General features: G+C 65.4%; 11 protein-coding genes. 7 read left to right on the top strand and 4 right to left on the bottom strand.

The window, feature by feature from the left end:
* Positions 1-12 precede the first annotated feature (12 nt).
* From arsH to ACR80S_RS06205, 4 genes are all read right to left on the bottom strand, one after another.
* Positions 13-738, bottom strand: coding sequence for an arsenical resistance protein ArsH (gene arsH, locus ACR80S_RS06220; protein WP_435400388.1), 726 nt, complete (start codon positions 736-738; stop codon positions 13-15).
* Positions 735-1,229 (bottom strand): arsenate reductase ArsC, encoded by a 495-nt coding sequence (locus tag ACR80S_RS06215; RefSeq protein WP_435402842.1) that lies wholly within the window; start codon positions 1,227-1,229, stop codon positions 735-737. Before ACR80S_RS06215 ends, arsH begins: the two co-directional genes overlap by 4 nt.
* 97 nt (positions 1,230-1,326) lie before the next feature.
* Positions 1,327-1,989 carry an NADPH-dependent FMN reductase gene (locus tag ACR80S_RS06210; RefSeq protein WP_435402841.1) on the bottom strand — a complete coding sequence of 221 codons (663 nt, stop codon included), beginning with the start codon at positions 1,987-1,989 and terminating at the stop codon, positions 1,327-1,329.
* 179 nt (positions 1,990-2,168) lie between these two features.
* Positions 2,169-3,356 carry an acetyl-CoA C-acyltransferase gene (locus ACR80S_RS06205; RefSeq protein ID WP_435400385.1) on the bottom strand — a complete coding sequence of 396 codons (1,188 nt, stop codon included), beginning with the start codon at positions 3,354-3,356 and terminating at the stop codon, positions 2,169-2,171.
* A gap of 145 nt (positions 3,357-3,501) precedes the next feature.
* Between ACR80S_RS06205 and ACR80S_RS06200 the strand changes: the two genes are divergently transcribed.
* The 7 genes from ACR80S_RS06200 to ACR80S_RS06170 all read left to right on the top strand — a co-directional run bounded on the left by ACR80S_RS06200 (position 3,502) and on the right by ACR80S_RS06170 (position 14,422).
* Positions 3,502-4,071 carry a TetR/AcrR family transcriptional regulator gene (locus ACR80S_RS06200; RefSeq protein WP_435400384.1) on the top strand — a complete coding sequence of 190 codons (570 nt, stop codon included), beginning with the start codon at positions 3,502-3,504 and terminating at the stop codon, positions 4,069-4,071.
* Between the two features lie 232 nt (positions 4,072-4,303).
* Positions 4,304-5,962 (top strand): AMP-binding protein, encoded by a 1,659-nt coding sequence (locus tag ACR80S_RS06195; protein WP_435402840.1) that lies wholly within the window; start codon positions 4,304-4,306, stop codon positions 5,960-5,962.
* A gap of 16 nt (positions 5,963-5,978) precedes the next feature.
* Complete coding sequence (locus ACR80S_RS06190; RefSeq protein ID WP_435400382.1) at positions 5,979-6,746, top strand: SDR family NAD(P)-dependent oxidoreductase; 768 nt, start codon at positions 5,979-5,981, stop codon at positions 6,744-6,746.
* Between the two features lie 143 nt (positions 6,747-6,889).
* On the top strand, positions 6,890-8,701 hold the full coding sequence (locus ACR80S_RS06185; protein ID WP_435400381.1) for an acyl-CoA dehydrogenase C-terminal domain-containing protein: 1,812 nt from the start codon (positions 6,890-6,892) through the stop codon (positions 8,699-8,701).
* Between the two features lie 301 nt (positions 8,702-9,002).
* Positions 9,003-10,304, top strand: coding sequence for a LysM peptidoglycan-binding domain-containing protein (locus tag ACR80S_RS06180; RefSeq protein WP_435402839.1), 1,302 nt, complete (start codon positions 9,003-9,005; stop codon positions 10,302-10,304).
* A 481-nt stretch (positions 10,305-10,785) separates the two neighbouring features.
* Positions 10,786-12,213 carry an amidase gene (locus ACR80S_RS06175; RefSeq protein WP_435402838.1) on the top strand — a complete coding sequence of 476 codons (1,428 nt, stop codon included), beginning with the start codon at positions 10,786-10,788 and terminating at the stop codon, positions 12,211-12,213.
* Between the two features lie 193 nt (positions 12,214-12,406).
* Positions 12,407-14,422: a recombinase gene (locus ACR80S_RS06170; protein WP_435402837.1), complete on the top strand. Its 2,016-nt coding sequence runs from the start codon at positions 12,407-12,409 to the stop codon at positions 14,420-14,422.
* The last annotated feature ends 107 nt before the right edge of the window (positions 14,423-14,529 follow it).

The raw sequence follows: 14,529 nt of genomic DNA, 5'->3' as shown, positions 1-14,529 counted from the left end.
ATAAGACTCCTGTCAGATGGCGCGTTGGTTGACGCGAGCGGAAAGCTCTGCCGCCGACTCCCTGCGTTCGGAGTAGCGATCGATGAGTGCCTCGCTGCGTCCGCGCACCAGCAGCGTGAATTTCACCAACTCCTCCATGACGTCGACGATACGGTCATAGAAGGGCGATGGCTTCATGCGGTCGTGGTCGTCGAACTCCATGAAGGCCTTGGGCACCGATGACTGATTGGGGATGGTGACCATGCGCATCCAGCGCCCCAGCACGCGTAGCTGGTTGACGGTGTTGAACGACTGGGAGCCGCCACTCACCTGCATCACCGCGAGGGTCTTGCCCTGTGTGGGGCGCACCGCGCCCAGCGCCAGGGGAATCCAGTCGATCTGGGCCTTCATGATGCCGGTCATGGCGCCGTGACGCTCCGGCGAACACCACACCATGCCTTCGGACCACGCGGCCAGCTCGCGCAGCTCCACCACCTTGGGGTGGGTCGCCTCCTCGGCATCCGGCAGCGGCAGACCGCGCGGGTCGAAGATGCGTGTTTCGGCCCCCATGGCGCGCAGCAATCGCGCCGCTTCCTCTACCGACAGGCGGCTGAAGGAACGACTGCGCAGCGAGCCATAGAGCAGCAGGATACGCGGTGCATGCTTGCCGTCCGCGGGAATGCCCAGACTTGCCGCGTCGGGCACCCGAAATAGTTCGCGGTCGATATTGGGCAGGTCGTCCAGTGGGGATGGGATCATGTTGACTCTCCGTCTTGGCGGGACTGTGTCTGATGGATGGTTGCCAGGGCGTCGTGAAGGGCCTCGGGGGCTAGCTCATCCAGCGGCAGGGCTAGCATGGCCTTGATGCGCTGTCGCAGGGCATTGAAGGTGCTGGCGAAGGCGGCCTCGATCTGGGCCTCGCTTCCCTCAGCCTTCGAGGGGTCGGGCACGCCCCAGTGGACACGAACAGCCTTGCCGAAAAATAGCGGGCAAGCCTCGCCGGCGGCGTCATCGCACACTGTGATGACCACGTCCGGCGCCAGGTCGAGACCCTCCCAGGATTTGCTGGCGAGACCCCGGGTAGGAATGCCTTCCTTTTCCAGCCAGATTACCGTCAGCGGGTTGACCTCGCCGGTCGGATGGCTGCCCGCGCTCCAGGCATGGTGCCGGGTCTCGGTCAGGTAGTTGAACACGGCCTCGGCGTAGATGGAGCGACAGGAGTTTCCGGTGCAGAGGAACAGTACTTTCATGTTGTCACCAATGAAGCTCTCCTCGAGACAGGAGTCGGGGTCAGGGGTCAGGCGATGACTCCGTACAGAATATATGGAAAGGCATATATGCTCAACGTCATCCGTCGGTGGCGGGCGCGTTGCGCTGGTCCGGTGCGCGCTGGAAGGCCGGTGAGACCTCGGTCGGATCCTGTTTGTCGCGATGATGGGCGGCGGCCGTGGCCCACCAAGTGAGCTGGCCCAGGGTACGGCCGAAGTAGCCGGCCCAGCGGTCCGGGTCGTCCTGGAAACGGCCGTCCTCCTCCAGGGCCTCCTGGGCCCTGGGGATGTGGATCATCGCCGACACCGGCAGGCAGCCCAGCTCCGAGAGGAAGGTGCGCATGGCCACTGCCGCCCGGGCGCCGCCCCATTGGCCGGCGGAGTAGGTGACGATGGCGCTGGGCTTGAAGGCGAACAGCGAGCTGCCGAAGTGGTTGAGCAGGTGCGAGAGCGCAGGGCTCATGGAGTGGTTGTACTCGGGGCTGACCATCACATAGCCGTCGGCGGCCTCGATCTTCCCGGCCAGGGCATCCAGCGCCTCGGGAACCCTGGACTTGGCGTAGGCGAAGTGGGGCTTGAAGACGCCCCCGAGCTCGAGTTCGAGCGGGTCGATCAGCTCCACTGTGGCGCCGTCGGCCTCGAGCAGTTGCACACAGGCGCGGGCGACCCGCAGGCCGAGACGGGCGGGGGAGGGCGGCGTGCTCTCACGGGCCGAGCCCAGGAAGACCAGGAAGTGAGCCATGGCAATCTCCTTGATGGGGTGACAGGAGCCTCAGACTAGCAGACGCGGGGTGGCCAACTGGGAAGGAAGACGCTGAAACAGGAAAGGGGCCCGCGGGCCCCTTATGGTTAGGAGAGAGTGGATAGTAAAGAGTGGACAGCAGAGAGTGGACAGCTGAGCGGCTACGCCGACTCGGCCGGTCAGTCGATCAGTTCGATCGCCACCGCGGTGGCCTCGCCGCCGCCGATGCACAGGCTGGCGATGCCCCGCTTGCCGCCCCGGGTGCGCAGGGCATGGATCAGGGTGGCGATGATACGCGAGCCGGTGGAGCCGATGGGGTGGCCCTGGGCGCAGGCCCCGCCGAAGACGTTGACCTTGTCATGGGGAATGTCGAGCCCGTCCATGGCCAGCAGGGTGACCACGGCGAAGGCCTCGTTGATTTCGAACAAATCCACGTCGTCCACGCGCCAGTCGAGCGTCTTCATCAGCTTGTCGATGGCGCCCACCGGGGCGATGGTGAACTCGCTGGGGTGCTGGGAGTGGGTGCTGTGGCCGAGCATGCGGGCCAGGGGCTTGGCACCCAGGCGCTCGGCGGCTGCCGCGCTGGCGAGTATCAGCGCCGAGGCGCCGTCGGATATGGAGCTGGAGTTGGCCGCGGTGATGGTGCCCTCCTTGGCGAAGGCGGGGCGCAGCGAACGGATCTTGTCCAGCTTGGCCTGGAAGGGCTGCTCGTCGTGGTCCACCACGCTCTCGCCCTGGCGAGTGGTGACGGTGACCGGCGCCATCTCGGCCTTGAGGTGGCCGTCGTTGGTGGCCGCCATGGCACGCTCCAGGGAGGCGATGGCGAAGTCGTCCAGGCGCTCGCGGCTGTAGTCGCGGGCCGTGGCGACGTCCTGGGCGAACACGCCCATCAGCTTGCCGGTCTCGGCGTCTTCCAGGCCGTCCAGGAACATGTGGTCCTTGAGCTCGCCATGGCCCAGCCGGTAGCCGGTGCGCGCCTTGGTCAGCACATGGGGGGCATTGGACATGGACTCCATGCCGCCGGCTAGCATCACCTCGGCGCTGCCGGCGCGGATCAGGTCGTGGGCCAGCATGGTGGCCTTCATGCCCGAGCCGCACAGCTTGTTGATGGTGGTGGCGCCGATGGCGTCGGGGATGCCGGCCTGGCGCATGGCCTGGCGGGCCGGGCCCTGCTTGACGCCGCCGGGCAGCACGCAGCCCAGGATGCCCTCGTCGATACTGGCGGCCTCGATACCGGCGCGCTCGATGGCGGCGCGGATGGCCACCGCGCCGAGCTCTGGCGCGGTCATGCTGGCGAGGCTGCCCAGCATCCCCCCCATGGGGGTGCGGGCGGCAGAGAGGAAGACGATATCGTTGGACAGGCTCATGGTGGTTCTCCCGGTATGGTGTTATGGCCCTCGGCGGGGCCGCGTTGTGATTGTAGGTCGGTGCGCGCTGCGTTGACCCGCTGGCGGGGCTGTGCTTTTCTCAGGGTCAACCAAGCAAGCGCTAGTGTAAACGTCGATGAATGTAATGAATGAGTCACCGCGTCGCAAGGAGCTGACCCGGCAGGCCGCCCAGCTGTTCGTCCAGGAGGGCTTCGACCGCACCACGGTGCGCATGCTGGCCCAGGAGATGGGCATCAAGTCCGGTAGCCTGTTCCATCACTTTCGCGACAAGCAGGAGATTCTCGCGGCGGTGATCGAGGAGGGGACCCAGAACGCCCTGGTGATGGCCCGCGACGCCCTGACTCGCTGCGACGCCAGCGCGGACGCCCGGCTGCACGCCATGGCCCGCGCCCACCTGGAGACCCTGCTCACCGACCGCAACGCCCATGTAGTCGCCCTCTACGAGTGGCGTCGGCTCGACCCCGAGGCCCGTGCCCACTTGAGCCACCTGCGCGACGCCTACGAGGCGCTGTGGGAGCAGGTGATCGACGAGGCCCTGGCCGAGGGGCTGATCCACGGCGACCGCTTCCTGGTGTCGCGCTTCGTGATGGGGGCGCTCAACTGGACGGTACGCTGGTACGACCCCGCAGGATCGCGCACCCCCGATGAGCTGGCCGACGAACTGGTGGCCATGATTACCCGCCGTCCCGCCTGATCCCCGCCAGCCTCTTTACTACACAACCTGCCAGAGCGCCCCTATCGAGGCTGGCCGAGCTGACTTTCGGCGGCTCGCTCGACCATGGTCTAGTCGCTCGTCTCGATCCCGGCCTTGCCCTGTTCGCGCGGAGTCGCTAGCTTGAACCTAGCGCTTGATAGGTTGACGCTTACGTTAACTGAATCTATCCAGAGAACCTACAACAACCACAACCTGCCAGATGAGGACTGCCATGAGCACGCCAGCGACCCTTCCCGAGTATCGTGCCTACCTCGAGACCTTCTCCGTCGACGACATGATCGCCCGGCTGGACGATCATCAGGACGGCAAGGCCAACGCCTTCGAATCCACCTGCGGGCGTCACCTGCGTGCCGGGCGCGGCGAGGCACTGGCGCTGGTCCACGAGGACACCCAGGGCAACGTCAACCAGATGACCTACGCCGAGCTGGAGGCCGAGAGCGCCAAGCTGGCCGGCTGGTTCGCCGAGCGCGGCCTGGGCGTGGGCGACCGCATCGCCTGCATGCTGCCGCGCTCCCCGCAGCTGCTGGTGGCGGTGCTGGCCACCTGGCGCATCGGCGCCGTCTATCAGCCGCTGTTCACCGCCTTCGGCCCCGATGCCGTGGACTACCGCCTGGGACGTGCCGACACCCAACTGGTGATCACCGATCACGCCAACCGCTTCAAGTTCGACGGCCTGACCCAGTGCCCGCCGGTGCTGGCGGTGGGCGGCGCAACCGTCGAGCACGGCGACGATCAGGATTGGACTGAGGCGCTGGCCCACTCTCCGATCCAGGCCAACCCGCCGCGTCTTGGCCGCGACGCGCCCTTCCTGCAGATGTTCACCTCCGGCACCGTGGGCAAGCCCAAGGGGGTGGCGGTGCCGCTGTCCGCCATGACCGCCTTCGCTCTCTACATGGAGCTGGCCGTCGACCTGCGCGAGACTGACCGCTTCTGGAACATGGCCGACCCGGGCTGGGCCTACGGCCTCTACTACGCCATCGCCGGGCCGCTGCTGCTGGGCGTCACCACCCACTTCTGCGAGGCGGGCTTCAGCGCCGAGGGGGCCCTGGCCTTCATGAAGCGTCATCGCATCACCAACTTCGCCGCCGCCCCCACCGCCTACCGCCTGATGAAGGCCTCCGGCCTGTTCGACGACGCCCACGAGACCCTGGAGCTGCGCGCGGCGAGCTCTGCCGGCGAGCCGCTCAACACCGAGGTTGTGACCTGGGTGGAGCGCTCCCTGGGTTGCCCGGTCATGGACCATTACGGCCAGACCGAGACCGGCATGACCTGCAACAACCACCATGCCCTCGACCATCCCAAGCACGTCGGCGCCATGGGCGTGCCGATGCCCGGCTACTGCCTGGCGATCCTCGATGCCGAGTACAACGCGCTGCCCCCGGGCGAGCCCGGCGTGCTGGCGGTGGACATCGAGAACTCCCCGGCCCACTTCTTCGCCGGCTACACCTGGCAGGAGAAGCACCCCTTCGCCGAAGGGTATTATTTGACCGGCGACGTGGTGATCAAGAACGAGGACGGCACCTTCCAGTTCGCCGGCCGCGACGACGACATCATCACCACCGCCGGCTATCGCGTCGGGCCGACTGATGTGGAGAACAGCGTGATGACCCACCCGGCGGTAGCCGAATCCGCCGCCGTGGGCCAGCCCGACGAGATCCGCGGCGAGATCATCAAGTCCTACGTGGTGCTGCGCGAGGGCTTCGAGGCCAGCGACGAGCTGGCCGAAGAGATCCGCAAGCAGGTTCGCGAGCGGCTCTCCACCCACGCCTTCCCGCGGGTGATCGAGTTTGTCGAGGAGCTGCCCAAGACACCGAGCGGCAAGATCCAGCGCTTCAAGCTGCGTGCCGATGCCGTCGAGAAAGCCAGCTAACGCCAGGGAATCCCACATGCAAATCCAGCACAACACCTTTCTGATCACCGGCGCCGCTTCCGGGTTGGGCGCGGCCACCGCCGAGCGCCTGGTGGCCGGCGGCGGCCGAGTGGTGCTCTGCGATCTGAGCGACGCGGTCGAGGCCCACGCCGAACGCCTGGGAGACGCCGCCCGGGCGGTGCGCGGCGACGTCACCTCCGGCGACGACATCCAGGCCGCCGTGGACGCCGCCATTGAGCTCGGCGACGGCCGCGGCCTGGCGGGCGTGGTGCACTGCGCGGGGGTGGTCAGCGTGGCCAAACTGGTCGACCGCGAGGGCAACCCCGCCGACCTCGACGCCTACGTGCGCACGATCAACATCAACCTGGTGGGTACCTTCAACGTGATGCGCCTGGCCGCCGCCGCCATGGCGGGCAACGCGCCGGGCGAGGACGGCGAGCGCGGGGTAATCATCAATACCGCCTCCATCGCCGCCTTCGATGGGCAGGTGGGGCAGTGCGCCTACAGCGCCTCCAAGGCCGGCGTGGTGGGCATGAGCCTGCCGGCGGCCCGGGAGCTCTCGCGCCACGGGGTACGGGTGATGGCCATCGCTCCCGGCGTGTTCGAGACGCCGATGATGAGCGAGATCCCCGACGAGGCCGCCCAGGCCCTGGCCGCCGCGGTGCCCTTCCCCAAGCGACTCGGCAGGCCCGAGGAGTTCGCTCGACTCGCCGAACAGATCATTACCAACGCCATGCTCAACGGCGAGGTGATTCGCCTCGATGGCGGAATTCGCATGCAGTAGAAGGGAAATCAAACGAACGCTTGACTCTCGTTGCGGCGGCGGCTAATTTCAAACACATGTTTGAATGCGGCCGCCGCCGCTGTCTTGCGCCCAACTGCTGGCGACACTTTCTAGTGGCCAACCGTGGATTTGGAGAGATCGAGATGCCCGACTATCAGGCCCCCCTGCGCGATATCCGCTTTATCATGGACGAGATGCTGGACTACCCGGCCCATTACGCCCGCCTGCCGGGCGGTGAGGACGCCTCGCCCGACGTGGTGGCGGCCATCCTCGAGGAGGGCGCGCGCTTCGCCCGCGAGGTGCTGCTGCCGCTGAACCAGAGCGGTGACCGCGAGGGCTGCCTGCTGGAGGGCGGCGAGGTGAAGGCGCCCAGAGGTTTCAAGGCCGCCTATGCCCAGTTCGTGGAGGGCGGCTGGCCGAGCCTGGCCGCCGAGCCCGAGCACGGGGGCCAGGGCCTGCCGCACTCCCTGGCCATGGTGCTCAACGAGATGATCTGCTCCACCAACCTGGCCTGGGGCATGTACCCGGGGCTCTCCCACGGCGCCGCCGACGCCCTGCGCCACCACGGCACCGACGAGCAGAAGGCCACCTACCTGACCAAGCTGGTCGAGGGCACCTGGACCGGCACCATGTGCCTCACCGAGCCCCACTGCGGCACCGACCTGGGCCTGATCAAGACCCGCGCCGTGCCCACCGACAACGGTGCCTTCGAAATCACCGGCACCAAGATCTTTATCTCCGCCGGCGATCACGACCTGGCCGAGAACATCGTCCACCTGGTGCTGGCCAAGCTGCCCGATGCCCCAGAGGGCTCCAGGGGTATCTCGCTCTTCGTAGTGCCCAAATTCCTCCCTGATGTCGACGGCAACCCGGGCGAGCGCAACGGTGTGGTGTGTGGCTCGCTCGAGCACAAGATGGGCATCCACGGCAATTCCACCTGCGTGATGAACTTTGACACGGCGAAAGGCTTCCTGGTGGGCGTGCCCAACAAGGGCCTGGCCTGTATGTTCACCATGATGAATGCCGCGCGCATCGGTGTTGGCATCCAGGGCCTGGGCCTCACCGAGGCGAGCTTCCAGAACGCCCTGGCCTATGCCCGTGATCGCCTGCAGATGCGTGCGCTCTCCGGCGCCAAGGCGCCAGAGAAGGCCGCCGACCCGATCATCGTCCACCCGGACGTGCGTCGCATGCTGCTGACCCAGAAGGCCTTCGCCGAGGGCGGCCGGATGCTTGTGCTCTACACCGCCCAGATGATCGACATCGTCGAGCATGGTAGTGACGCCGCCGAGAAGGAGCAGGCCGAGACCCTGCTGGGCCTCTTGACCCCCATCGTCAAGGCGTTCCTCACCGAGGTGGGCTTCGAGGCGACGAATGAAGGTGTGCAAGTCTTTGGGGGACACGGTTTTATCCAGGAGTGGGGCATGGAGCAGTTGGTACGCGACGCGCGCATCACCCGGCTCTACGAGGGCACCACCGGCATCCAGGCGCTGGACCTGCTGGGCCGCAAGGTGCTGATGAGCCAGGGCGAGAGCCTCAAGGTCTTCACGAAAGAGATCCACAGGTTCTGCCAGGCCGAGGAGGGCAACACTGCGCTGGCCGAGTTCGTGCGTCCGCTGGCCAAGCTCAACCAGGAGTGGGGCGAGCTGACCATGAGCATCGGCATGAAGGCCATGAGTGACCGCGAGGAGGTCGGGGCGGCCAGCGTCGACTACCTGATGTACGCCGGCTACGTGACCCTGGCCTACCTCTTTGCCCGCGCCGCCAGACAGGCCCGAGCCGCCCTGGCCGAGGGCACCGAGGAGGCCGCCTTCTACCGCGCCAAGCTCGACACCGCGCGCTTCTTCTACCAGCGGCTGGTGCCGCGCACCCGCGCCCACAAGGCCGCCATCGAGGCCGGCGCCGCACCGCTGATGGCGATCAGCGTCGAGGACTTCGGCCTGGGCTTCGAGATCTGATGAACTGACGGACTCAAGAGCGAACACTCTCTCGATCGGGGACGATCGGGGACTTGGCGGCGGACTCTGGTCCGCCGCTTTCGTCTGTTTGCCTGACGTGATGATTCGAGTGAACGTCATGGCTAAGCATCTATTGGTATCCAGCTCTGAGAGTTCTCACCCCACTGACCGTGATCTGCTGATGCAGCGCAGGCGGTGGCTCTTGTCTAGACTCGAGTGATTGACGATGCAGCTCCCGCATCCCATGCCGATCTTCGTCGGCAGCTTTCATCGGATATCCCACCAGCCACAGGAGACCCACATGCCTGACACCTTGCCCCAGACGTGCCGACGCAAGTTCCGGCGAACCCCCGTGGCGATCGCCATGGCATCCGCGATTTCGCTTGCTCTCCTGCCCGGTATGCTGCTCGCTGAACCCGAGCCGGATACCAATGGATCCCCCGAGGTGGCCGAGCCTGATGTCCGCTCGCAGGAGCTTGCGAACGAGTATCGCAACCTCGAGGAACGTCATGCTGAGCTCGAGGACGAACTCGATCGAGCGAACACAGAGCTTGAGGCTCTCCAGAACCGGCTTGCTGTCAGCGAATCTGAAAGGGAAACACTCGAATCCCGTTTGTCGGAAGCTCAGCAGCAGCGCGATCAGGCTGAGGATGCCATCGCGGCCGCTACGTCCGAGGCGGAGCAGGCGCAGGCAGGACTGGACGATGTCCGTGCTCAGGGTCAATCCGTGGAGGCCGAGCGCGATAGCCTCCTGCAGGAACTCGCGGATGCCCGCGATGAGCTAGAAGCGAGGGAGGAGGTAAGACAAGCACAGCAGTCGGATATCGCGACCTTGGAAGAACGCGCAAGCGGCCTGGAAGCGGATCTTGCACAACAGCGCGAGGAGGCGGATGCGAAGGTGGCCGAGGTTCGCGCGGAGCGTGACGAACTTCGCACCGAGCGTGACGAACTCCAAAGCGGCCGCGATAACCTCCAGCAGAAACTCACTGAAGCCCACGAAGCGCTATCGACAAGCGAGGAGGCAAGGAGGGCGCGTGAGTCGGATGTCGCGACATTGGAAGAACGCACAGACGGCTTGGAGGCGGAACTCGCGCAACAGCGCGAGGAAGCGGAAGCCGAGGTGGCCGAGCTCCGCGCCGAGCGTGATGAGTTGAATGCCGAGCTGACTGAGGTCCGGTCTGAGCGCGATGTGCTCAATCGTGACACCGTGCTTCCCCTTCAGGCCGAGGTCGAGCGGCTTCGTTCTCTGCTTCCCTCCGCCGAAGGGGGCGAGCTTGACCTCGACAGTGCCCAGGCGGCTGCGTCCGAACAGTCCTCTCGACTCCGCGCTGCCCATGAAGCGCTGCGCGCAGGCCGCAGCGACGCCGATGACCCGCAAGCCGAGTACGATGCCATTGTGGCGGACCTGCGGCGTGAACAGTCTCTGGTAACACGGGTCCAGGGGGGGACACTCTACACCGTAGCATCAGGAGAGACATTGGGTGATGTAGCTCGACGCTACTACGGTGATGCCAACCGCTGGCCAATTATTTACGAGGCCAATCAGCACGTCATCGAGAATCCGGATCGGGTGGTGCCGGGTCTCACCGTCATACTGCCCTGAGCCTCACCGCTGATGGCGATCAAGGCCGAGAACTTCGGTCTGAGCTTCGAAATATGAGTTTAAAACCAGCTCTCACTTGAACGGGAAAGATTGGTGTTTGGCGGCGGGATAATCTCCGCCGCCTTTTTCATGTCTCAAGGAAAATTCACGCTATGTTCACCAGCGCACAGATAAGGATTCATCTCCCTTCTATTCTCAAGCTGTAAGTAGCGAGGGAAGTGCCTCTACAAGGAAGTATCATCATGCGCCGCACGATGTGCGGCGCCTCCTTTTTAAAAGTGCGTGACTGCCGTTCAAGGCAAGCCAATAGAGAGGAAAAAAGATAGAAAAGGACTGCAATTGCCTTCGCAGTTGGTGCTCAGGATGGGAGTCTTTCTCTGAAAGTACAACAGCAGATGATCCCGGCAGGTTTGACGATGCTGGGTCGCATCTTCGTGTCGCTTCAGTTAACTGTTAGCACGGTTACAAAGGAATTGACATCATGATAATGCGTGCATCACCCAGGGCCCCGAGCCGTTCGCAAGACCTATGGCGGCACTCCGCCACGACATTGGCAGCCCTCATCAAATCCGGGGACGTATCGAGCCGCGAGGTGGTCGATGCGCACCTGGCGCGGATCGAGGCGGTGAATCCTGAGCTCAATGCCGTCACCATCATGTTGCGCACATCGGCCCGTGAGGCGGCGGACGCGGCGGATGCCCACCGCAAGAAGGCGGGCAAGCGCCATTTGCCAGCCCTGCACGGGGTGCCGATCACCGTGAAGGAGAATATTGATTGCGTCGGCACCCCGACCACCTTGGGTCTTGCCGCGAACGCCAATGCGTTGCCAGAACAGGATGCGCCGGTGGTCGAGCGGATGCGCGCCGCCGGTGCCATTCCCATCGGGCGCACCAACATGCCGGAAATGGGCCTGCGAGTCTCCACCAGCAACCCGTTCAGGGGGCTGACGCGCAATCCGTGGAACGCACAGCTGACCGCGGGGGGCAGCAGTGGCGGCGAAGGCTCGGCCGTGGCGTCCGGCATGTCGCCACTCGGAATCGGTAACGACATCGGCGGATCACTGAGAAATCCTGCGTTCTGCTGCGGTGTCGCGGCATTGAAACCCACCCAGGGGCGCGTCCCCTACGGCAGTGGCGGCGACGGTTTCCTGAGTGCCCAGGTGATGCTGACCGATGGCCCCATGGCCCGCAGCGTGGCCGATCTCAGGCTCGTGCTGGAGCAGATTCACGGGCAGCACGAGCGCGATCCTCGCTCGGTCACGGTGGCGCTGGAAGGCCCGCGAGTCCCGCGTCGTGTTGCCATGGTGACATCGCTGCCCGGCAGTGTGGTCGACCCGGCCATTGTCGCCAGTGTGCGGGCGGCAGGCGAGGCGCTTGCTGCCGACGGTTACCAGGTGGAGGAGGCGATACCGCCGGAAATCGAGCTGATCAACCACCTCTGGACGCAGTTCCAGATGTCCGACCTGAGCCTCACGGCCGAGCCGATACGCCCCATGCTCAGCGCGGAGGCGGCCATGCTCATGGATGCCCTGATCGCCAAGATCGATCCGTTGGTGACGCATGCCGCGCTGCATCAGGAACGTTCGCGTCTCGGCCGTGCCTGGGCGGCGTTCTTTGTGGAGTACCCGATTATTCTGGGACCCGTCTGGCCTTCGGCTCCGTTCGTGCATGATGCCGATGTCGCATCGCCCGCTGGCGGTGACCTGATGCTGAGCATGCAGTGGTTCGTGACCCCCGGCAACTTGCTGGGCATTCCCGCAGCGGTAGTGCCGACTCGGCCGATCGACAACGCCCCGATGACCGTCCAACTCTATGCGGATCGTTTTCGTGACGACTTGGTGCTTGAGGCTGCCGAGAGCATCGAGGCCGCGTTCGGCCCCTGCACGCCGGTAGATCCCTTCGTGGTCTGACCCGGTAGCTGCCTGCCAGTGGAGACTACCGGCAGGCTCGTGTGGTCGACCTTCTCCATGCCCGTTACTCTTTCATACACAACACCCACGCTGATTCGCGAAGAACGCTGCATCATGGGGATCCGCTGGCATCGCTGGCGAGGGGTAGGCATGATCTGCCCTCACTCTGACCCGGCAAGGATTTCCCGCCAGCATGACCACGACGTTCCACCTGGATAACGCCCTGGCCTCCCTGGCAGGGGAGAACCGCCTGGAGGCCTGCCTCGACGCACTGTTTGGCTGGTTGCGTGACGGCAGCCCCGACCGGGTCGCCAAGCGCCTCGATGGCCTGGTCCTCTACCTTCGCGACCACCCCGACAATGCCCGGCTCCTGGCGGAGAGCATTCTCGGCCGGTTTTCCGACCTGGAGCTCTATCCGGCGCTGGTGCGGCTGGGAATCCTCTCGCGGGAAGGGCTGTTCCGGGAGATATCCACGCGGCTCTATGATCGCCTTGTCCCGCCGCCCGTGGACCGGGAAGACTCCCGCGACCTGCTGGCCAGCCTGATCACCCGTCACGACAAGCCCTGGCTGGAGGCCCTGCCGGCCCATGGCTGGCTGAGGCTCGGTCGCGTGCTGATGGCGGCCCTGGAATCCGAGACCCGGGACAAGGCGCGAGTGCATCAGCAGGAAGAGTGCCTCTATGCCCTGGAGATGCTGGCCATCTGGGTGGCGGCCGAGGAGCTCGACCCAGAACTGATGCGCATCGATGAGCGGTTGACCCGCATCGACTCCCCCTTCATCGCCCTGCAGCGTGAAGTGCACGCCTTCGTGGAGTCCCGGGCCTCGGTGGCGGGGGGAACGCGCAGCGACGACTACCCGGCCATCGACCACCTCTGGGTAATGCTGGAACAGTGCAACGAGCAGGTGGCCCGCTTTCGCCGACGCGGCGGCGGCAGCCTGGGGTCCTCGGTCAATGCCTCCCACTTGATCGAGCGCCTGGAAGACACGCTGAAGCGCATCGAGCGCCTGATCGTGTTGACCAGCCCACAGCCCAGGATCGCCTGCACCCGAAGCGGCCTCCGGCTGTGGCAGGAGCTGCTGCTGGCGACGGCGGAGAAGGGCAGCATCGGGGCCATCTGGAGGAAGAGCACGCGCATGATGTCGCGCAGCATCACCCAGAACAAGAGTGACCACGGCGAGCACTATATCTCCCGCGACCTGCCAAGCTACCTTCGCCTGATCGCCACCGCCGCAGGTGCCGGTGTCATCATCGCCCTCATGGCCCTGATCAAGATCAGGATCGAAGCATGGGGGCTGGCGCCGCTCTCCCAGGCCGTGCTGGTCAGCCTCAACTATGGTCTGGGCTTCGTGCTGGTCCACCTGCTGCACTTCACTATCGCCACCAAGCAGCCCGCCATGACGGCTGCCAGCTTTGCCGCCGAGGTTGAGCGCAATCGCCGGGGCCGATCCGTCAGCCGCAAGTTGGCCAGGCTGCTGCTGGACGTGAACCGCTCCCAGTGGGCGGCCGTGTGGGGCAATGTGGCCGCGGCGCTTGCCACCGCCTTCCTCATCACCGCGGTCGCGATGGCGCTCAGCGGCCACTCCCTGCTCTCAAGCGACCAGATCACTTACCAGCTCAGGGCCATCTCGCCGGTCGAGAGCCTGGCCCTTCTCTATGCGGCCATCGCCGGGGTCTGGCTATTCTGCTCGGGGATCATCGCCGGGTTCTTCGATAACCGCGCCGATCACATACAGCTCTCGAAGCGGCTCGTCCGCCATCCTGCCCTGCAGCGCATCTCCGAGGAGCGCCGGGAGAGGCTGGCTCACTATCTTCACGAGAACTACGGCGCCCTGGCGGGCAACTTCCTGTTCGGCGTTCTTCTTGGCATGACCGGCTATGTGGGCCACCTGCTGGGCCTGCCGCTGGACATTCGTCACGTGGCCTTCTCCTCGGCCAACCTGGGTTTTGCCAGCTTCAGCGATTTCCAGGGTTGGGGGAGTCTGCTGGTCGGGCTGCTGTTCGTGTTGACGATCGGCTTCATCAACCTCTGGGTCAGCTTCGCCCTGGCCCTGATGGTGGCGCTGCGCTCTCGTTCTACTCTGATCGAGCCGGGCGTCCTGCTGGTCGGGATCAGGGACGAGTTCCTCGCCAACCCTCTGCGGTTCTTCTTCCCGGTGGGCGCGCGCGTTGGCAAGCACCGTCACGGGGCCGCGCGCCAGAATCGCTAGTGCGGTGATCGGGCACGCGGTGGACCTGTCAACGCTGTTGTTCCACTACCTTGAAGGCTGACAAGCGACGCAGGACACACACCCGCCGCACGCCAACCCACCATTCA

It is taken from the genome of Halomonas salsilacus (assembly GCF_051216275.1).
Taxonomy (GTDB): Bacteria; Pseudomonadota; Gammaproteobacteria; order Pseudomonadales; family Halomonadaceae; genus Halomonas.
The sequence above is the reverse complement of the archived record's forward strand: the minus strand, read 5'-3'. Positions and strand labels throughout refer to the sequence as shown.

Bases quoted from the DNA above. Each gene is read 5' to 3' on its own strand.
- ACR80S_RS06200 (WP_435400384.1), top strand. From the start codon at position 3,502: ATGAATGAGTCACCGCGTCGCAAGGAGCTGACCCGGCAGGCCGCCCAG.
- ACR80S_RS06180 (WP_435402839.1), top strand. From the start codon at position 9,003: ATGCCTGACACCTTGCCCCAGACGTGCCGACGCAAGTTCCGGCGAACC.
- ACR80S_RS06210 (WP_435402841.1), bottom strand. From the start codon at position 1,989: ATGGCTCACTTCCTGGTCTTCCTGGGCTCGGCCCGTGAGAGCACGCCG.
- ACR80S_RS06185 (WP_435400381.1), top strand. From the start codon at position 6,890: ATGCCCGACTATCAGGCCCCCCTGCGCGATATCCGCTTTATCATGGAC.
- ACR80S_RS06175 (WP_435402838.1), top strand. From the start codon at position 10,786: ATGATAATGCGTGCATCACCCAGGGCCCCGAGCCGTTCGCAAGACCTA.
- ACR80S_RS06170 (WP_435402837.1), top strand. From the start codon at position 12,407: ATGACCACGACGTTCCACCTGGATAACGCCCTGGCCTCCCTGGCAGGG.
- ACR80S_RS06190 (WP_435400382.1), top strand. From the start codon at position 5,979: ATGCAAATCCAGCACAACACCTTTCTGATCACCGGCGCCGCTTCCGGG.
- ACR80S_RS06215 (WP_435402842.1), bottom strand. From the start codon at position 1,229: ATGAAAGTACTGTTCCTCTGCACCGGAAACTCCTGTCGCTCCATCTAC.
- arsH (WP_435400388.1), bottom strand. From the start codon at position 738: ATGATCCCATCCCCACTGGACGACCTGCCCAATATCGACCGCGAACTA.
- ACR80S_RS06205 (WP_435400385.1), bottom strand. From the start codon at position 3,356: ATGAGCCTGTCCAACGATATCGTCTTCCTCTCTGCCGCCCGCACCCCC.
- ACR80S_RS06195 (WP_435402840.1), top strand. From the start codon at position 4,304: ATGAGCACGCCAGCGACCCTTCCCGAGTATCGTGCCTACCTCGAGACC.